Source organism: Streptomyces sp. NBC_00207, from assembly GCF_045160965.1.
Lineage (GTDB): Bacteria > Actinomycetota > Actinomycetes > Streptomycetales > Streptomycetaceae > Streptomyces.
The window spans coordinates 9,078,248-9,096,001 of record NZ_CP130715.1 but is presented as its reverse complement, the minus strand read 5'-3'; the positions used below and the strand labels follow the sequence as shown (position 1 = coordinate 9,096,001).

Below are 17,754 nucleotides of genomic sequence, written 5' to 3'. Positions count from 1 at the left end.
GTACGGGCCTCACGGACCGCTTCGTTCTCCGAGTGCGAACGAGGCCCGCTCCTGCCACCCCGTGCCGTCGTGGACCATGAGTTCCACGGACGAGACGTGGGAGGTGAACGGGAGCCCGTCGGCGAGGCCGGCCTCGATCTCCTCCAGGACGGCGGCCCCTGACCGGCCTTGGGCGATGGTCAGGTGGGGCACGACCTCGGCGAACCGGCCGCCGTACGGCGGAGCCTCGGGCCAGCGGTCCGCGATCGCCCGGGTGAGCTGCCGCAATCCCGTGTCCGGCTCGGGGACGAGGTACAGCACGTCCGGGAACCGCCCGCACTTCGCGAACCGCAGGTCGAACGCCTGGTGGCGGCCCAGCAGGTCTGCGAGGGCCGCGTGGACGTGCTCGTCCACGCGGCTCTCGTCCAGGAACGGGAAGAGCACGGTGACATGTGCGGGAACCCCGTCGTGGGCCGAGGGGTCGAGCCGTTCCCGCCAGGCCCGGGCGACCGGCTCCGCCTCCGGGATCCGGACGACGAGTCCCGTCTGGCCCGCCTCGAACACGCTGGTGCTGTCATCTGCCATGACACCGCATGGTGTCACCTCCGCTCCGGACGGCGGGTGGCCTTTCCCCACCGGGCGATGCGGCGCTACGCGGAGGTGCGGCCCCGGCCGCGGCCCTTGCCGGGCCTGCCGTTCGTCGGGGGGTAGCCGGGCTTCGCCGGTATCGACGGCAGGGGCGGCGGTGAGGGCAGGGGCGGGAGCGCCGGCGTGTACAGCCAGGCCGAGAAGAGGTCGTCGAGCGGTTCCGCGGCGTAGCGGGCCGCATGCGTGGTGAAGCCGGCGGTGGTCACCACCCCGTTGCGGTGGACGGTGACCCAGTCGCGCAGCATGCGGAAGAACGCGCCGTCACCGAGGGCGCAGCGGATCGCGTGCACGGCGAGGCCCCCGCGCTGGTACAGGCGGTCGTCGAACATCAGCTTGCGGCCCGGGTCGGCCAGCCGCAGGTCCTGCGGCTGCGTGGCCAGCAGCCGGTGTGCGATGGCCGCCAGCTCGTGGGCGGTGCGCCCGCCGGAGCGCTCCGACCAGAGCCATTCGGCGTACTTCGCGAAGCCCTCGTTCAGCCAGATGTGCCGCCAGTCGGCGATGGTCACGCTGTTGCCGAACCACTGGTGCGCGAGCTCGTGGGCGATGAGCCGTTCCGAACCGCGCGCGCCGTCCACGTGGTTGGTGCCGAACAGGGAGAGGCCCTGGGCCTCGACCGGTACGTCCAGTTCCTCGTCGGCGACGACCACCGTGTACTCGCCGAAGGGATAGGGGCCGAACAGTTCCTCGAACAGCTGCATCATCGCGGGCTGCCGGGCGAAGTCGCGGGAGAACTGCGGCAGCAGGTGCGCGGGCACGTGGGCGCTCTGCGGAACGCCGCCGAGCCCGGGGTCGCCGAGCAGCACCGTCTGGTGCATGCCGATGGACAGGCCGACGAGGTAGCTGGAGGTGGGCGCGGACTGCTCGTACACCCAGGTGGTGGTGCTGGCTCTGGTGGTCCGGGTGAGCAGCCGGCCGCCGGCCACGACCGTGTAGGCGGAGGGCGTGTTGACGGAGATGTGGTATGAGGCCTTGTCGGCGGGCCGGTCGTTGCACGGGTACCAGGAGGGGGCGCCGACCGGCTGGCTGGCCACCAGCGCGCCGTCGGTCAGTTCCTCCCAGCCCAGGCCGCCCCAGGGGCTGCGCACCGGCTTGGGGTTGCCCGCCCAGTGCACTTCCACGGTGAAGGCGGCGCCGGCGGGCAGCGGCTTGGCCGGCCGGATGCGGAGCTTGCCGCCGCGGTGGGTGTAATGCGGCGCCCGTCCGTTGACCAGGACGCGTCCTATTCTGAACTCGGCCAGGTTGAGGTGGAACTCCGCGAGCGGTGCCCGCCCGGCGATGGCGCTGAGCCTGGCCGTCCCGGCCAGCCGGTTGGGGCCGGGACGGTATTCCAGAGCGAGTTCGTACCGGTGCACTCGGTAACGGGAGTCGCCGTTGGCCGGAAAGTACGGGTCCGATGCCTCTGTCTTCTGGGCGCTCACTGCCGCTTCCGCTCCCTGCGCTGTGCTCGTACGACGTGCTGGTGTCCTGCTGCCGCCACTGCCGCTTCCGACCACCGCAGGTGCAGTCCTTTCAGGACCGCCACGCCTCGATCGGATTGCCCAGCCAGCGGGTATCGGCGGGGACGGATTCCCCGGCCATCACGAGAGAGGCGGGACCCAGTGTGCTGCGGGCCCCGACCGTGCTGCCGGGCAGGACGATGCCGCCCGGGCCCAGGGTGGCGCCCTCGCGGAGGACCACAGTATCCGTCCTCAAGATCCGGTCGTGGAAGAGGTGTGTCTGCAACACACAGCCGCGGTTCACGCTGACCGCGGCGCCCAGCTCCACCAGGTCCGTTTCGGGCAGCCAGTAGCTCTCGCACCACACGCCGCGGCCGATCCGGGCACCCAGCGCCCGCAGCCACAGGGCCAGCAGCGGAGTTCCGGGCACGGATCCGACCAGCCACGGCACGGCCAGTACCTCGACGAAGGTGTCGGCCAGCTCGTTGCGCCATACGAAGGCGCTCCACAGCGGGTGCTCGCCCACCCGGTGGCGGCCCACCAGCAGCCACTTCGCGGCCACCGCCACTGCGCAGGCGGCCAGACCGGCGGCCAGCAGGACCGCCCCGGAGAGCAGCGCGGCTCCCCAGATCCCCAGCCCGGTCACCGTGATCAGCGCGCAGAGCGCCGCCACGGTCAGGACGGCCAGCGCGGCCGAGCAGAAGACGGGGACGAGCCGGCACAGCTCCACCAGGCCGCGCGCCCACAGCAGGTGCGCGGGCGGATCGTACGTCCGGCTCTGGTCGGCGTCGGCGGTGGACCGCGGCAGCCGGACGGGGGGCAGGCCCAGGTACGAGCTGCCCTTCTTGGCCTTCTTCGGGGTGGCGGACAGGACTCCGACCAGCCCGTCGTCCGGCACGGTACGGCCGGGGGCGGTCATTCCGGAGTTGCCGAGGAAGGCCCGGCGGCCGATCTCGGAGTGTCCGATCCGCACCCAGCCGCCGCCCAGTTCGTAGGGGGCGGTCAGGGTGTCGTCGGCGAGGAACGCGCCTTCGCCCACGGTGGTGAGGCTCGGCAGCGCGAGCACCGTGGACACCTCCGCGCCCCGGCCGATCTTCATGCCGAGCAGCCGCAGCCACACGGGGGTGATCAGCCCGGCGTAGAGGGGGAAGAGGGTCTCCCGGGACAGGTCCATCAGCTGGGTGACCGTCCAGGCCTGCCAGCCGACCCTGCTGTGCGTCGGATGGTTGCCCGTGCGCAGTCCGAGGCTGAGCAGCCGTACGGAGACCAGCAGCAGCAGCGCGTAGGCGAACCCGAAGGCGAGCGCCCCCGGGACGACGGCGATCAGCGCTCCGCGCAGGGCCTGGACGAGGCCGGCGTCGGCGGGCACGAACCGGCTCACCACGAGCAGGGCGGGCACGGTGGCCAGCACGGGCAGGGCCGTGAGGCTGAAGCCGGTCGCTCCGTACATGGCCCGCCAGTGGACCGAACGCGGCGGGCGTTCCTTGGGCCAGTTGCGCTTGGCCTTGCCGAGCTTGCCGGCGGGCGCTCCGGCCCAGCGCTGGCCGGTGGGGATCTGGCCGACCACGGCCGAGCCGGGGGCCACCTCGGCCCGCTTGCCGACGCGGGCGCCGGGGAAGAGGATGCTGCGGGTGCCGACCACCGCGCCGGCGCCGACCTTGACCGTGCCGATCTCCAGCCGGTCCCCGTCCAGCCAGTGCCCGGAGAGGTCCACCTCGGACTCCACGGCGCAGCCGCGGCCGAGTTTGAGCAGGCCCGTGACCGGGGGCAGGGAGTGCAGGTCCACCTCGGGGCCGATCTTGGCGCCGAGGGCCCGCCCGTAGCGTTCCAGCCAGGAGCCGGTGAGTGAGGTCGCGCCGACGTACTCGGCGAGCCGCTCGGCCGTCCACAGCCTCAGGTGCACGCTTCCGCCGCGCGGGTAGCGGCCCGCCTTCACCCCGCGCAGCAGCAGCCGGGCGCCGCCGGCCGCGATCGCGAGGCGCCCGGGCGGGCTGAAGAGCAGCGCGGCTCCGGCGGCGACGAGCCACCAGGACGCGGTCGGCGCCCACGGGTAGGGCCCGAACCGGTGCAGGACGTTGCCCAGGGCGAGCAGCGCCACCGTCCAGCGCAGGCCGACCAGGGTGAAGAGCGGGAGCAGCAGGAGCGACTGGACGACCTTGGAGCGGAGCGGCACCGGGGCGACGGTCCGGGCCGCGCCGTCGTCCGGGACGGACTTCTCCAGCCGCCGGGCCAGCTTGCGCAGGGTGGGCTGCTGGTAGATGTCGAGTACGGCCGCGCTCGGGTAGCGGGTGCGCAGCCGGGTGGTGAGCTGGGCGGCTGCGAGGCTGTTGCCGCCGATCGCGAAGAAATCGTCGGCGGCGCCGGTGACGGCCACGCCGAGGGTCTCGCTCCACTGCTCGGCGAGCCATGCCTCGGTGCCGTAGAGCTGCTCGGCGGGACCGGTGGTCTCCAGTTCGGGCAGGGGCCAGGGCAGCGCGTCGCGGTCCACCTTGCCGGAGGTGCGGGTCGGCAGCTCCTCGACCGGCGCGAGCAGGGGTACGAGGGCGGCCGGCAGCTCGGCGCGCAGTCGCTCGACCGCCGCCGCGTGGTCCCAGCCCTCCTGGGTGACGAGGTAGCCGACGAGCAGCTGGTTGCCGCTGCGGGCGGTGCGGACGGCTGCGGCCGCGCCGGCGACACCGGGCAGGGCCTGCAGTGCGGCGTCCACCTCGCCCAGCTCGATCCGGCGGCCGCCGAGCTTGATCTGCTCGTCGGCGCGGCCGAGGAAGACCAGGCCCTCCGGTTCGGCGCGGACGAGGTCGCCGCTGCGGTAGGCGCGCTGCCAGCCGAGGGATTCCAGGGGGGCGTACTTCTCGGCGTCCTTCTCCGGGTCGAGGTAGCGGGCGAGGCCGACGCCGCCGATGACGAGCTGGCCGCTGCCGCCCATCGGGACGGGCTCGCCGGATTCGTCGACCACGGCCAGTTCCCAGCCGGCCAGCGGCAGGCCGATCCGGATCGGTTCCTCGCCGGTGAGGAGCGCGGCGCAGGCGACGACGGTGGCCTCGGTGGGGCCGTAGGTGTTCCAGACCTCGCGGCCCTCGGTGACCAGGCGCTGGGTGAGCTCGGGCGGGCAGGCCTCACCGCCGAAGATCAGCAGCCGGACCTCGTTGAGGGTCTCGGGCTCCCAGAGCGCGGCCAGGGTCGGCACGGTGGAGACCACGGTGATCTCCTGGTCCGCCAGCCAGGGGCCGAGGTCGGCGCCGCTGCGGACCTGGGAGCGCGGGACGGGCACGAGGCAGGCGCCGTAGCGCCAGGCGAGCCACATCTCCTCGCAGGAGGCGTCGAAGGCGACGGACAGCCCGGCCATGACGCGGTCGCCGGGGCCGATCGGCTCCTCGGTGAGGAACAGCGCGGCCTCGGCGTCCACGAAGGCGGCGGCGCTGCGGTGGCTGACGGCGACGCCCTTGGGCTTGCCGGTGGAGCCGGAGGTGAAGATGATCCAGGCGTCGTGCTCGGGGCCGGGCCGGGCGGCGGCCGCTCCGGCGTCGGCGGGGTCGGTGACGTCGATACGCGCTCCGGCGCCCAGCACGGCCCGTACCCCGGCCTCGCCGAAGACCAGCTCGGCGCGCTCGTCCGGGTCCTCGGCGTCGACCGGCACGTAGGCGGCGCCCGCGGCGAGTACGGCGAGGATGCCCGCGTACAGCTCGTTGGTGCCGGAGGGGACGCGCACCCCGACCCGGTCGCCGAGGCCCACCCCGGCGGCCGCGAGGGCCCGTCGGCGGCGCTCGACCTCGGCGGCCAGCGCCCGGTAGGTCAACCGGGTGGTGCCGTCGTCCAGGGCGAGCTCGTCGGGGTACGCCCGTACGGAGGCTTCGAAGATGTCGACGAGGGTGCGCGTCGGGGCGGCGGGTCCGGCGGAGAACCGGGCGGATTTGCCGGACTCCCCGCACTCGGCCCCGTACGCGTCCCCGCCGTCGAGCAGAGTGAGTTCACCGTGCTCAGGTGTTGCAGCCATCGGCCCTCGCGTCTCGTTCCCGGAAACCGTCCGGGTCGCCGGCGGAGCCCAGGTCTGCCCGGGTTGTTCCGTTCCAGCGCCAAACAACCCACCAGTCTAGTGCGGCATCAAGGATTTTCTGGTTGAAGCCTGGCGTGTGGCCGGGAAGGAACGAAGGCGCCGCACCGTGGTGAACGGGTCGTGAACGGACGGGTCATTGTTCGGCGGTGTACCGGATTCGCGCCCACAGCGGGAGGACGAACCAGCACAGGAGGTACCAGGCCAGCACTCCGGCCACGAGCCAGGGCACGAGGGCGTCGTGGGTGGCCACCCTCAGGACCAGGAGCAGGGCCGAGGTGCAGGTGGCCAGCAGCAGGACGAGCCCGGTGAAGGTGAGCCGCGAGGCCCAGGCCACCGCCTCGCGCTTGATGCGCCGGCCCGAGACGATGCGGTGGAAGGCGACGGGCCCGATGAGCGCGCCGGTCGCCAGGGCGCCGAGCAGGACGGTGACGATGTAGATGGTCTTGTCGGTCTGCGGAAGTGCGTGGAAGAGGGGGGTGAACACGACCGTCAGCAGGAAACCGAAGAGGATCTGCACGCCCGTCTGGGCGACGCGGATCTCCTGGATCAGCTCCTGCCACTGCCGGTCCGCGCGTTCTTCCTCGCTCTCGCTTCTCCCGTCGGGGGCCTGCGACATGGCGCCTCCACGGGTCAATGGCCGAGTTTGCGCTTGAGCTCGGCCTTGTTCATGGAGGAGCGGCCGTGCAGGTTGCGGCGCTTGGCCTCCTCGTAGAGCTGGTCGTACGTGGGTCCCTGCGCGCCGCTGTGGGAGCGCTGTCCGCCGCGTCGGGCGGAGGACATGTCCTGGAGCGACGTCCTGCTGGCCGTCTTGGACTCTCCGGCGCGGGCCCGTTCCTTGTTGACCGTTCGCGCGGCGATCTCCTCGGCACGCCCGGTGCTCTCGCCGCGCTTCTGCGCGCTCTCCTTGATGTGTTCGTACTGGCGTTCGCGCTTCGGGCTGAAACTGCGGGGCATGGCGACTCCTCGGTCGGAACCAGGTGTGCGGCGCCTACCCGCTCGGCGCCCGCTCACTCCCCGGCCCCTCCCGGCCCCTTAGGCGCAGGCCGGGCACAGACCTCGGTAGGTGACCTCGACCCCGGACACCGTGAAGCCGAAGCGCTCCTCCGCCGGGAGGCCGGCCAGCGGGCTTCCCGTCGGGTGGACGTCGCGGATCAGGCCACAGCCGGAGCACACCAGGTGCTGGTGCGGGTGGTGCGCGTTGGGGTCGTAGCGCTTGGCTCGGCCGTCGGTGGTGACCTCCATGACCTCGCCGAGGGCGACCAGCTCACCGAGGGCGTTGTAGACGGTGGCCCGGGAGATCTCGGGCAGCCGCTCGGCCGCGCGGGCGTGCACCTCGTCAGCCGTGAGGTGCACGTGGTCGCCGTCGAGGACCTCCGCGATCACGCGCCGCTGGGACGTCATCCGCCAGCCACGCCCTCGCAGCCGCTGCAGCAGGTCACTCATATCGGCTCACCTGTTTCAGGTTCGACGGGTACCCGGAGTTCATCTGCGGACGTCCGGGATCCGATCGGATATGGGCTTGGTGTGCTTCTTGACTTGGATTCCGTCCATCGTAGGATCGGTTTCGTAGATAGCCAAGAGACAGGAAGACTCCAGAGCGGCAGGTGACACCGTCCGGGACGGTGACCGCCTCGGCGTCGAACCGACCGACGAGGCCGAGGCCGTGCACGGGGCCCTTGCCCGACAGTTTCCTCGCCTTCAGTTCCTGAACACCGCGATCCGCCTGGTACGGAAGGATTCCCATGTCCGAGAACCATGCCGAGAACCACGATGCAATCGTCGTAGACGCCAAGTCGGAGGGCGGCGGCTGCCCGGTCGCACACGAGCGTGCCCCGCATCCGACCCAGGGCGGCGGAAACCGTCAGTGGTGGCCGGAACGGCTCAACCTCAAGATCCTCGCCAAGAACCCCGCCGTGGCCAATCCGCTGGGCGAGGAGTTCGACTACGCCGAGGCCTTCAAGACCCTCGATCTCCCGGCGGTGAAACAGGACATCGCGGAGGTGCTGACCACCTCCCAGGACTGGTGGCCCGCCGACTTCGGCCACTACGGCCCCTTCATGATCCGGATGGCCTGGCACAGCGCCGGCACCTACCGGATCAGCGACGGCCGCGGTGGCGCCGGCGCCGGCCAGCAGCGTTTCGCGCCGCTCAACAGCTGGCCCGACAACGGGAACCTCGACAAGGCCCGCCGGCTCCTGTGGCCGGTCAAGAAGAAGTACGGCCAGAGCCTGTCGTGGGCCGACCTGATGATCCTGACCGGCAACGTGGCCCTGGAGCAGATGGGCTTCGAGACCTTCGGCTTCGGCGGCGGCCGCGCGGACGTCTGGGAGCCCGACGAGGACGTCTACTGGGGTCCCGAGACCACCTGGCTCGACAACGAGCGCTACACCGGCGACCGCGAGCTGGAGAACCCGCTCGGCGCGGTCCAGATGGGCCTCATCTACGTCAACCCGGAGGGCCCGAACGGCACTCCGGACCCGCTGGCCGCCGCGCGCGACATCCGTGAGACGTTCCGCCGGATGGCGATGAACGACGAGGAGACCGTCGCCCTGATCGCGGGCGGCCACACCTTCGGCAAGACCCACGGCGCGGGCCCGGCGGAGAGCGTCGGCGCCGACCCCGAGGCCGCCTCCATCGAGCAGCAGGGGCTCGGCTGGGCGAACTCCTTCGGTACCGGCAAGGGCGCCGACGCGATCACCAGCGGTCTCGAGGGCATCTGGACCAACACCCCGATCACCTGGGACAACAGCTTCTTCGAGATCCTCTTCGGCTACGAGTGGGAGCTGTTCAAGAGCCCCGCGGGCGCCCACCAGTGGCGGCCCAGGGAGGGGGCCGGCGCGGGGACCGTGCCCGACGCCCACGACGCGTCCAAGACCCACGCTCCGACGATGCTGACCACCGACCTCTCGCTGCGGATCGACCCGGCCTACGAGCAGATCTCCCGGCGCTTCCTGGAGAACCCCGCCGAGTTCGCGGACGCCTTCGCCCGCGCGTGGTTCAAGCTGACCCACCGCGACATGGGCCCGGTCGTGCGCTACCTGGGCCCGGAGGTCCCCGCCGAGACGCTGCTGTGGCAGGACCCGCTCCCGCCGGTGACGCACGAGCTCGTCGACGCCGGCGACATCGCCTCCCTCAAGGAGCAGGTCCTCGCCTCGGACCTGACGGTGTCCCAGCTCGTGTCCACGGCGTGGGCCTCGGCCTCGTCGTTCCGCGGCAGCGACAAGCGCGGCGGCGCCAACGGCGCCCGCATCCGGCTCCAGCCCCAGAGCGGGTGGGAGGTCAACGAGCCCGACCAGTTGGCGACGGTGCTGCGTACGCTGACGGCGATCCGGGAGTCCTTCAATGCCGCCCAGGCCGGCGGCAAGCGGATCTCGCTCGCCGACCTGATCGTGCTCGCCGGTGCGGCCGCCGTCGAGCAGGCCGCCGAGGACGCCGGCTTCGACGTCACGGTGCCCTTCACGCCGGGCCGTGCGGACGCGGCGCAGGAACAGACGGACGTGGAGTCGTTCGCGGCGCTGGAGCCGACCGCCGACGGGTTCCGCAACTACCTCGGGAAGGGCAACCGGCTGCCGGCCGAGTACCTGCTGCTCGACCGGGCGAACCTGCTGAACCTGAGCGCCCCCGAGCTGACCGTCCTGGTCGGTGGCCTGCGCGTGCTGGGCGCGAACCACCAGCAGTCCTCGCACGGCGTCTTCACCACCTCCCCCGGGTCCCTGACCAACGACTTCTTCGTCAACCTGCTCGACCTGGGGACGACGTGGAAGGCGACGGCCGGGGACGAGAGCACCTTCGAGGGGCGTGACGCCGCCACGGGCGCCGTCAAGTGGACCGGCACCCGTGCCGACCTGGTCTTCGGGTCCAACTCGGAGCTGCGGGCGCTCGCGGAGGTCTACGCGAGCGACGACGCGAAGGGGAAGTTCGTGAAGGACTTCGTCGCCGCGTGGGACAAGGTGATGAACCTGGACCGGTTCGACCTCGTGTGACCTGACGTCCGGGCCGGCCGGCCCACCCCGGCCGGCCCGGACGCCCTAGGAGGCGGAACCTTGGAAATGATCTTCCGGAAGCTTCCGGACAACCGTCACGAGCTCGAGGTACGGGACCGGCGGGGCCCGGACGTCCGGCTGGCGGCCCGGCCGACCGGCCCGACCATGCCCCACGACCTCGTGCACGCTGCGGTCGAGAGTGCGCTCGGAATCACCGACGGCTTCTGGGGTGCCACGGCGGAGGGCGCCACCTTCGAAGGATTCGAACCGGTCGGGCCGACCCGCCACCGCAGGTCGGGACTGAAGGTCCTGCGGCGCAAGGGCGAAGCGGTCATGCAGGCCGAGCTCTGCGTCAACTGGGCCTACCGCGCCTGGTCGGGGCTGCCCACGGACGGACGGGGGCTGGGCCGCAGTCCCCTCGACGACCGGCAGACCGCCCTGGCCTCGGCCGCGCTCGACCGCGCGGCGCAGCGCTGGTCCGCGGTCGCGGAAGGCGAAGCACTCACCTGGCGCTGGTGACCGAGCGCGCCGGGCGCAGGTGAGAGCGGTCACACGAGCTGGGCCAACTCCCTTTCCACAGCGTCGAGTTCCACCTGCCGATCCATCACCGTCAGCTGCTTCTTGTAGCGGAGCAGCGCGCCGACCAGCAGGTTCGCCCGGTCGGGCTCCATGGAGTGCATGCGGCGGGCGGCGGCGACGGCCTCCGCACGCAGGGCCAGGGCTATCTCCGGCTGATCGGCGAACTCCTGGCGGCTGTATTCGTGCAGCGCGCCGGTCAGCAGGGGCAGGTACGCCAGCGGGCTCACCTGGGCGAGCACGCGGTAGGCCGCGACCTCCTGACGGACCGGCAGCGCCTGTGATCCGAGGAGGGCCACTCGGGCTCGGAGAACTGCGTCGTGGCTGGGGTGCGCTGAGTGAGTCATGACGGTGATTCTCAAAGCCGCACAGGGGTCCGAACAAGACAATCCGCCTGTGCCCTTGGTCCTACGAAAACGCCGTCTGACCTGTCATGATGGTGACGTCTTCACCTCTGCGCCCCTCCCTGACGCCCCTTCAGCAGCCGAGGAAGGACAGGCGGACCTGGCGCCGGGGGTTGTCCCGGTTGGTGTCCACCAGGGTGACGGACTGCCAGGTGCCCAGCGCGAGCGTTCCGTCGATCACGGGCAGCGTCGCGTGGGGCGGAACGATTGCGGGCAGTACGTGGTCCCGCCCGTGGCCGGGGGATCCGTGCCGGTGCCGCCAGCGCTCATCGGCGGGCAGGAGGGACCGCAGGGCCGTCAGGAGGTCGTCGTCGCTGCCCGCTCCCGTCTCGATGACGGCGAGGCCGGCGGTCGCGTGGGGCGTGAAGACGTTCAGCAGTCCGCACCGGCCCTGTGCCACCTCCCCGAGGAAGGCGGCGCAGGCAGCGGTCAGGTCGTGGACCGTCTCCCGCTCCCCGGTCGTCACGTCGATGGTGCGCGAAGCGAAGGTGTCGGGCATGGCCCCATCCTCACGCCGCGGCTTCCCGCAGCCGTGCAGCCACGGCCGGTGTCGGCCGGGCCGCCTACGATGATCACAGGGGGTGGGCTCCTGTCTGAGGTCCTGCACGGCACCGGGCCCGCGAAGTGGCAGGCCGATCGACGGAAGGGGGGCCGGCGGTGCCCGAGGTGTCGGTGGCCGAGGTGAAGGCCTTGACGGAGGAGCTGGTCGCGCTCGACGTGGCGGCCGGGGCGCGGTGGGCGGTGGGCGCGGCCCTGGACGCGGTCCGTACGGTCGGCCGCGCCGCCCCCGTACGGGGTGACGCGGGGCGGGGCGACGCCGGGGCGGACGACGCGGGGCGGGACGCGCGCGCCGAACTGTTCCAGGTCGCCGCGTGGATCGCCTTCGACGCCGAACGGCACGCCGTGTCGCGGCGGCTCCACCTCCGGGCCCTGGAGCTGGCCCGGGGCAGCCGCGGGGCCGGACCGGCCACCGTGGAACCCCTGATCCTCGCGGTGCTGGCGATGCAGGAGGAGCATCTGGGGCGGCCCGGGAGTTCGCTGCGGATCGCCTCGTCCGTGCTGGCCCGCGAGGACCTTCCCGGGCGCGTCGCGGCGATCTTCCAGGTGCGGGCGGGGCGGGCCCTGGCCCGGCTGGGGCGCGGGCCCGAGGCCGGGCGGGCCCTGCGCACCGCCGCCGAGCTGCTCGCGGACCCGCCGACGGGCCGGGACCCGTCCTGGGCCTGGTGGTTCGACCGGCCCGAGCTCGAAGGCCACCAGGGGCTGGTGCGGGCCGCGCTGGGGGACCTGGAGACGGCGGCCGCCCTCCTCCACGGCGCCGCGTACGCCGACGGTGACGGCCCGGCCTACCGTGTGCTGTTCGCCGCGGAGCTCGCCCGGGTCCTGGCCCGGGCGGGCGACTGGCGCGAGACCGGCACGGCCATGGCGGCCCTGACGGACGCCGTGCCCGCCGTCGGGTCCGTACGGGCACTGCGGACGATGGGCCGCGCCGCCCGGCTCGTCGAAGGCGGCCGCGGCGTACCGCGCCGGACCCGCGACACCGCCCGCCACCTCGCCCGGGCCCTGCGCGACAGCGGCCGGGACACGCCCGGATAGGGCCGGCCTAGGAGCCGGTCAGTTGCGCCGCCACGATGACGTTGCCGTACAGGTCGGCGAAGTGCAGGGAGCGGCCCGCGTCCCCCACCCGTTCGTTCCACACCCGCACGCCGCTGGCGCGCAGGCGCGTTCCGGTCCGGCGCACGTCGTCCGTGTACAGGACGAGCATGGGCTGGCCGCCGCACTGACGGCCGATCAGGTCGCGCTCCCGGGCCGTGGCCGCCGGCATCAGCCAGAGGCCGACCGCCGGCTGTCCGGTCGGGCCGGGCAGACCGATGTGGAGGTAGCGGTAGCCGTCGGCCGTCCGGTCGTGCAGCACCGCGAAGCCGAGGACGTCCCGGTAGAAGGCCAGGGCGGCTTCGGCGTCCGCGACGAGCACCACCGTGCGGCCGAGGGCGGTGAACGGTGGTTCGCGGTCGGGAGAGGGAGCCATCGGTCATTCCTTCCGGTGTCAGTCGACGCCCAGCAGACGCCGCCGGTCGTCGGGGCGGGACGCGAACTCGGCCGCGTCCGCCCGGTGCACGATGCGGCCCTTCTGCATGACGGCCACCTGCTGGGCGGCGGACAGGGCCAGCCCCAGGTTCTGCTCGACGAGGACGACCGTCATGCCCTGCGCGCTCACCTCGCGGATCACCTCGCCGACCTGCGCGACGATCGCCGGGGCGAGCCCGTCGGACGGTTCGTCGAGGAGCAGCAGCCGCGGATTGCCCAGCAGGGCCCGGGCGATCGCGAGCATCTGCTGTTCTCCTCCGGAGAGCTGGTCGCCGCGATGCCCCAGCCGCTCCCCCAGCCGCGGCAGCAGGTCGAGGATGCGCGCGCTGGTCCACGGCCCCCGCGTGCGGCGCCGCGGCGCGGCGATCGCGAGGTGTTCGGCCACGGTCAGCGGTGCGAACACCCGGCGCCCCTGCGGGACGACGCCCACCCCGGCCCGGGCGATCACGTCGACGCGGGCTCCGCCGATCTCCCGGCCGTCGAGCTCGACGCTGCCCTCGTAGGGCCGGACGAATCCCATGACGGTCGAGATGAGGGTGGTCTTCCCGACTCCGTTGCGCCCGAGGACGGCGAGGGTCCCGCCCGCTTCGAGATCGAGGTCGACGCCGCCCAGCACGACGCCGCCGGCGTATCCGGAGCGCAGGCCGCGCACGCTGAGGAACGGGTTCACGAGGAGACCTCCGTGGTGCCCAGGTAGGCGCTCTGGACCTCGGCGGAGGCCCGTACTTCGTCCGGGGAGCCGGTGGTGAGGTGGTTTCCGAGGTGCATGACGGTGACGGTGTCGGCGAGTTCGAAGACCATGTCGAGGTCGTGTTCGACCAGGAGCACGGTCACCTCTGCGGGCAGGGCGGCGATCAGCTTCGTCAGCCGCTCCGTCTCGGCCGGGGACATGCCGGCGGCGGGTTCGTCCAGGAGCAGCAGCCTCGGTTCGGTGGCGAGCGCCACGGCGACCTCCAGCTGTCGCCGTTCGCCGTGCGAGAGCTCCGCCGCCGGCAGGTCGTGCCGGGTGGGCAGGCCGACGCGCTCCAGCAGTGTGCGCGCCTGCGCGGTCGCGGCGGTCCGGGCACCGGCCCTCCGCCGGCCGCCGAGCCCCGTTCCGGTACCGGCTGCGGCCCGGCGCAGCGCGGCGAGCAGGACGTTCTCCAGCACTGTCTCCCGCAGGAAGAGGCTGGAGTGCTGGAAGGTCGCGGCGATGCCGAGCCCGACCCGTCGGTGCACGGGCAGCCGGGTCACGTCCCGCCCGTCGAGGAGCAGGGATCCGGCGGTGGCGGGCAGGGTTCCGGAGACGAGGCCGAACAGGGTGGACTTGCCGGCGCCGTTCGGGCCGATGACGGCGTGGCGCGCGCCGGGGCGCACGGTGAAGCTGACCTGGTCGACGGCTCGGAAGGACCCGAAGTGCTTCGAGACTCCGCGCAGTTCCAGGAGATGTGGTGCGGGATCGGTCACGCCGTCCTCTTCCGGGTCGGCCTCGACGGGAGCCGTACGCCGGCCAGTCCGCGGGGCAGTGTGTAGACGGCGATGACGAAGAGCAGCCCGAGCAGCAGCGGTCCTCGTCCGGCGACGGCCTCGAGGTTGCCGAGGTGGTCGCGGGTCGTCCAGATCAGCGCGGCCGCGGCGCATGCTCCCCACATCGAGCCCGGGCCGCCGATGACGACGGCCAGCAGCGCCAGGGCGGCTATCTCGAATCCGGCGTCGCCGGGCGAGACGAACCGCTGTACGGAGACCCACAGCGACCCGGCGGCGCCGGCCAGCGCCGCGGCGCCGCAGTAGACGGTCAGGGCGTACCGCCGGGTGGGGTAGCCGATGGCCTTCATGCGGGCCTCGTTGTCGCGGATTCCGCGCAGGGCGAGGGCGAAGGGGGTGGAGCCGAGGCGGCTGACGGCTGCGAAGAGCAGGAGGAACACGGCCAGTACGTAGAAGTAGACCAGCCCGTCGAGTTCCAGCGGGGGCAGGCCGGGCAGCGGTACGACGGGCGGGATGCCGGACATGCCGTCGCTGCCGTTGGTCAGAGACTTCCAGTTGACCGCGGCGCTGTAGGCGATCTCGCCGATGGCCAGGGTCAGCATGAGGAACACCACGCCGCGGGCCCGGACGGCGAGCCACCCGGTCGGCACGGCCACCAGCGCGGACACGCCTGCGGCGATGAGGAGTTGGAGTGCACCGATGTCGGTGAGCCGGGTCGCGACGATCGCCGCCGTGTAGGCGCCGACGCCGAAGTACGCGGACTGGCCGAGGGTCGGCAGTCCGGTCAGGCCGGTGAGCAGGTTCACGCTCAGGGCGAGCAGGGCGAAGACGAGGACCCTGGAGAGGGTGCCGATGGCGTACGAGCCGAGGAGGAAGGGGGCCAGGGCGAGTCCGGCGACCACGGCGGTGACCAGCAGTCGCCGGGTCGCGGAGCCCGGCCTCGTCGAACCGGACGGTGCGGAGTGGCTCATGTGCGCACCGCCGATGCGACGAGGCCGTGCGGGCGGACCACGAGCACGAGCAGCATGGTGCCGAAGAGGAGGAAGGGCGCGTACTCGGGGAGCAGGGCCACGCCGAGCGTCTGGACCTGGCCGATGAGCAGGGCTCCTGCGAGTGCGCCGCGCACGGAGCCGAGGCCGCCGACGACCACGACGACGAGCGAGAGGACGAGCACGCTCTCGTCGACGCCCGGGCCCGGACCCAGGATCGGTGCGCCGAGGACCCCGCCGACCGCTGCCAGGGCAGCGCCGGCGGCGAAGACTCCGTAGAGCACCTTGCGGATGTCGACGCCCTGGGCGCGGACCATGTCGCGGTCCGCGACGGTGGCCCGTACCAGGGCTCCGAGCGAGCTGCGTTCGAAGACGAGGTACACGATGGTGGCGAGGGCTGCGGCGACGGCGATGAACACCAGCCGGTACACCGGATACGTGTGGCCGAGGAGGTCCACCGTGCCGCGCAGCGAGGTGGGCGGGTCGGTGGGGAGCACCTCGCCGCCGAAGGCGGCGGCGAGGAGGTCGGCGACGATGAAGGTGATGCCGAGGGTGAGCACGGCCTGGTCCAGGTGCCCGCGCCGGGCCAGCGGCTGGGTGAGCGCCGTCAGCGCCGCTCCCCCGAGTGCGCCCACCAGGGCCCCGGCCGCCAGGGCGAGGAGGAGGCCCGGCAGGGTGCCGTCGGAGAGTGCGTAGGCGGTGTAGGCGCCGGCGAGGTAGAGCGTGCCGTGCGCCAGGTTGAGGACGTCCATCATGCCGAAGACCAGGGAGAGGCCCACTGCGATCGTGAACAGCAGCAGTCCGAAGGCGACTCCGTCGACGACGCTGACGACGTTGCCGTCCAGCCATCCGCCCATGTCAGCCGCCCAGCCGGCCGAGGTCGCCGGCGACGGTGTTGGCTCCCTGCCGGACCTCCCGCAGGTACCAGGGCTGCACGGGCGTGCCGCCGCTGTTGAACCGCCAGGTGCCGCGCGGGCTGTCGATGTCCCCCACCGTGGCGATGGCGGAGTTGACCGTCTCCGGGGTCACCGTGCCGCCGGCCGCCTTGATCGCCTTGTCGAGCACCTGTGCCGCGTCCCAGGAGGCCATCGCGTAGGTCGTCGGGTCGGCGCCGTAGGCGGTGCGGTAGGCCGGTGCGAACTGCTTGTTGGCGGCGTTGTCCAGGTCGGCGCTGTAGTTGAGCGCGGTGAGGATGCCGGTGGCCGCCTCTCCCTGCCCCTTCAGGACGCCGCCCTCGGTGAGGAAGCCGGGGGCGTAGAGCGGGATCTTGCCGGCCAGTCCGAAGTCCCGGTACTGCTTCACGAAGTCGACGGCCGCGCCGCCGGCGTAGAAGCAGAAGACGGCCTTGGCGCCGGAGTTCTCGATCTGCGCGAGGTAGGGCTGGAAGTTCTTGGTGGCCGGGAACGGGGTGTAGACCTCCTCCCCCGCGATCTTGCCGCCCGCGGGGAGGAAGGTGGACTTGAAGCCCTCGATCTCGTCCTTGCCCGCCTGGTAGCCGGCGGCGATGAGGAAGACCGGGCCGCCCGCCTTCTCGGCGACGTGCTTGCCCAGGGCCTCGCCCGGCTCGTCGTTGACGTAGGAGGTGCGCCAGACGTACTTGGTCCCGGTCAGGGTCGTGGGTGAGGCGTTGGAGCCGACGAGCGGGACCTTGCTGGTCTCGAAGAGGTCCTTGACCCCGTTGATGGTGGCCGAGCTGACCACCCCGCTGACCGCGAGGACCCGGTCCTGCTTGACCAGCTTCTCGGCCGCCGCCTTGCCGGAGTCGGCGGTCTCCCCCTCGTCCGCGACCACGATCTGGACCTCGCGGCCGCCGAGCCGGCCGCCGTGCTGTGCGAGGTAGAGCTCGAAGCCCTGCTTCATGTCGTCGCCGAGCGCCTTGTAGGTCCCGGACTGCGGGACCAGGAGCCCGATCTTCACGGGCCCGCTCTGCTTGCTGCCGTCGCCGTTCCCGAGGCTGGCACCGCCGCATGCCGTGGCCAGCAAGAGGCCGGTGACTGCGGTGATCAGACCTACGGGGCGAAACCGACCTGCCATGGGGACTCCGTACGTTGTGACCCGGTCCTGGCGGACCGGATGGTGCCGATGGGGTGCGGAATGGTGGTGCGGAACGGGGGTGCGGAGTGGGGGTGCCCGACCGGT

General features: G+C 72.5%; 17 protein-coding genes. 3 read left to right on the top strand and 14 right to left on the bottom strand.

Features of this window, described 5'->3' with window-relative positions; all coding sequences use genetic code 11:
• Window positions 1–9 precede the first annotated feature (9 nt).
• From OG472_RS42020 to OG472_RS41995, 6 genes are all read right to left on the bottom strand, one after another.
• A complete protein-coding gene (locus OG472_RS42020) occupies window positions 10–564 on the bottom strand; it encodes a 2'-5' RNA ligase family protein (RefSeq protein WP_401611670.1) in 555 nt (184 codons plus the stop codon).
• A gap of 65 nt (window positions 565–629) precedes the next feature.
• Window positions 630–2,045, bottom strand: coding sequence for a M1 family metallopeptidase (locus OG472_RS42015; protein ID WP_401611672.1), 1,416 nt, complete (start codon window positions 2,043–2,045; stop codon window positions 630–632).
• A gap of 91 nt (window positions 2,046–2,136) precedes the next feature.
• Entirely contained in the window at window positions 2,137–6,054 is a 3,918-nt protein-coding gene (locus OG472_RS42010) for a Pls/PosA family non-ribosomal peptide synthetase (RefSeq protein WP_405943051.1), read from the bottom strand.
• Window positions 6,055–6,247: 193 nt separating this feature from the next.
• Window positions 6,248–6,730 (bottom strand): DUF6328 family protein, encoded by a 483-nt coding sequence (locus tag OG472_RS42005; protein ID WP_401611678.1) that lies wholly within the window; start codon window positions 6,728–6,730, stop codon window positions 6,248–6,250.
• Between the two features lie 14 nt (window positions 6,731–6,744).
• Window positions 6,745–7,068, bottom strand: a complete 324-nt coding sequence (locus OG472_RS42000; protein ID WP_405943050.1) for a plasmid stabilization protein — start codon at window positions 7,066–7,068, stop codon at window positions 6,745–6,747.
• Window positions 7,069–7,146: 78 nt separating this feature from the next.
• The gene (locus tag OG472_RS41995; RefSeq protein WP_401611683.1) at window positions 7,147–7,557 is read right to left on the bottom strand and encodes a Fur family transcriptional regulator; all 411 of its coding nucleotides are present in this window, start codon (window positions 7,555–7,557) and stop codon (window positions 7,147–7,149) included.
• A gap of 299 nt (window positions 7,558–7,856) precedes the next feature.
• Between OG472_RS41995 and katG the strand changes: the two genes are divergently transcribed.
• Both katG and OG472_RS41985 read left to right on the top strand, forming a co-directional pair.
• Window positions 7,857–10,097: a catalase/peroxidase HPI gene (katG, locus tag OG472_RS41990; RefSeq protein WP_405943049.1), complete on the top strand. Its 2,241-nt coding sequence runs from the start codon at window positions 7,857–7,859 to the stop codon at window positions 10,095–10,097.
• 66 nt (window positions 10,098–10,163) lie between these two features.
• The gene (locus OG472_RS41985; RefSeq protein ID WP_405943048.1) at window positions 10,164–10,616 is read left to right on the top strand and encodes a hypothetical protein; all 453 of its coding nucleotides are present in this window, start codon (window positions 10,164–10,166) and stop codon (window positions 10,614–10,616) included.
• A 29-nt stretch (window positions 10,617–10,645) separates the two neighbouring features.
• Here OG472_RS41985 and OG472_RS41980 read toward each other — a convergent pair whose 3' ends face one another.
• Both OG472_RS41980 and OG472_RS41975 read right to left on the bottom strand, forming a co-directional pair.
• Window positions 10,646–11,020 (bottom strand): hypothetical protein, encoded by a 375-nt coding sequence (locus OG472_RS41980; protein ID WP_405943047.1) that lies wholly within the window; start codon window positions 11,018–11,020, stop codon window positions 10,646–10,648.
• 130 nt (window positions 11,021–11,150) lie between these two features.
• Window positions 11,151–11,576: a YjbQ family protein gene (locus OG472_RS41975; protein ID WP_401611692.1), complete on the bottom strand. Its 426-nt coding sequence runs from the start codon at window positions 11,574–11,576 to the stop codon at window positions 11,151–11,153.
• Window positions 11,577–11,734: 158 nt separating this feature from the next.
• On the opposite strand from OG472_RS41975, the gene OG472_RS41970 reads away from it, so the two are divergent.
• Window positions 11,735–12,670: a hypothetical protein gene (locus OG472_RS41970; protein WP_405943046.1), complete on the top strand. Its 936-nt coding sequence runs from the start codon at window positions 11,735–11,737 to the stop codon at window positions 12,668–12,670.
• Window positions 12,671–12,677: 7 nt separating this feature from the next.
• Here the strand turns inward: OG472_RS41970 and OG472_RS41965 are convergent, their stop codons facing one another.
• From OG472_RS41965 to OG472_RS41940, 6 genes are read right to left on the bottom strand one after another with little or no spacing between them, the layout of a single operon-like run.
• Window positions 12,678–13,103: a VOC family protein gene (locus OG472_RS41965; RefSeq protein ID WP_405943045.1), complete on the bottom strand. Its 426-nt coding sequence runs from the start codon at window positions 13,101–13,103 to the stop codon at window positions 12,678–12,680.
• Between the two features lie 18 nt (window positions 13,104–13,121).
• On the bottom strand, window positions 13,122–13,832 hold the full coding sequence (locus tag OG472_RS41960; protein WP_405943044.1) for an ABC transporter ATP-binding protein: 711 nt from the start codon (window positions 13,830–13,832) through the stop codon (window positions 13,122–13,124).
• Window positions 13,829–14,608, bottom strand: coding sequence for an ABC transporter ATP-binding protein (locus OG472_RS41955; protein WP_401611701.1), 780 nt, complete (start codon window positions 14,606–14,608; stop codon window positions 13,829–13,831). The genes OG472_RS41960 and OG472_RS41955 overlap by 4 nt, the downstream gene beginning before the upstream one ends.
• Window positions 14,605–15,597, bottom strand: coding sequence for a branched-chain amino acid ABC transporter permease (locus OG472_RS41950; protein ID WP_405834536.1), 993 nt, complete (start codon window positions 15,595–15,597; stop codon window positions 14,605–14,607). Before OG472_RS41950 ends, OG472_RS41955 begins: the two co-directional genes overlap by 4 nt.
• On the bottom strand, window positions 15,594–16,472 hold the full coding sequence (locus tag OG472_RS41945; protein WP_401611707.1) for a branched-chain amino acid ABC transporter permease: 879 nt from the start codon (window positions 16,470–16,472) through the stop codon (window positions 15,594–15,596). The genes OG472_RS41950 and OG472_RS41945 overlap by 4 nt, the downstream gene beginning before the upstream one ends.
• A gap of 1 nt (window position 16,473) precedes the next feature.
• Entirely contained in the window at window positions 16,474–17,649 is a 1,176-nt protein-coding gene (locus OG472_RS41940) for an ABC transporter substrate-binding protein (protein WP_405834533.1), read from the bottom strand.
• Window positions 17,650–17,754 lie beyond the last annotated feature (105 nt).

What these genes read in the sequence shown, in the direction of transcription:
- OG472_RS42020 (WP_401611670.1), bottom strand. Translation starts at nt 564, where the DNA reads ATGGCAGATGACAGCACCAGCGTGTTCGAGGCGGGCCAGACGGGACTC.
- OG472_RS42010 (WP_405943051.1), bottom strand. Translation starts at nt 6,054, where the DNA reads ATGGCTGCAACACCTGAGCACGGTGAACTCACTCTGCTCGACGGCGGG.
- OG472_RS42005 (WP_401611678.1), bottom strand. Translation starts at nt 6,730, where the DNA reads ATGTCGCAGGCCCCCGACGGGAGAAGCGAGAGCGAGGAAGAACGCGCG.
- OG472_RS42000 (WP_405943050.1), bottom strand. Translation starts at nt 7,068, where the DNA reads ATGCCCCGCAGTTTCAGCCCGAAGCGCGAACGCCAGTACGAACACATC.
- OG472_RS41995 (WP_401611683.1), bottom strand. Translation starts at nt 7,557, where the DNA reads ATGAGTGACCTGCTGCAGCGGCTGCGAGGGCGTGGCTGGCGGATGACG.
- katG (WP_405943049.1), top strand. Translation starts at nt 7,857, where the DNA reads ATGTCCGAGAACCATGCCGAGAACCACGATGCAATCGTCGTAGACGCC.
- OG472_RS41985 (WP_405943048.1), top strand. Translation starts at nt 10,164, where the DNA reads ATGATCTTCCGGAAGCTTCCGGACAACCGTCACGAGCTCGAGGTACGG.
- OG472_RS41980 (WP_405943047.1), bottom strand. Translation starts at nt 11,020, where the DNA reads ATGACTCACTCAGCGCACCCCAGCCACGACGCAGTTCTCCGAGCCCGA.
- OG472_RS41975 (WP_401611692.1), bottom strand. Translation starts at nt 11,576, where the DNA reads ATGCCCGACACCTTCGCTTCGCGCACCATCGACGTGACGACCGGGGAG.
- OG472_RS41965 (WP_405943045.1), bottom strand. Translation starts at nt 13,103, where the DNA reads ATGGCTCCCTCTCCCGACCGCGAACCACCGTTCACCGCCCTCGGCCGC.
- OG472_RS41950 (WP_405834536.1), bottom strand. Translation starts at nt 15,597, where the DNA reads ATGAGCCACTCCGCACCGTCCGGTTCGACGAGGCCGGGCTCCGCGACC.
- OG472_RS41945 (WP_401611707.1), bottom strand. Translation starts at nt 16,472, where the DNA reads ATGGGCGGATGGCTGGACGGCAACGTCGTCAGCGTCGTCGACGGAGTC.
- OG472_RS41940 (WP_405834533.1), bottom strand. Translation starts at nt 17,649, where the DNA reads ATGGCAGGTCGGTTTCGCCCCGTAGGTCTGATCACCGCAGTCACCGGC.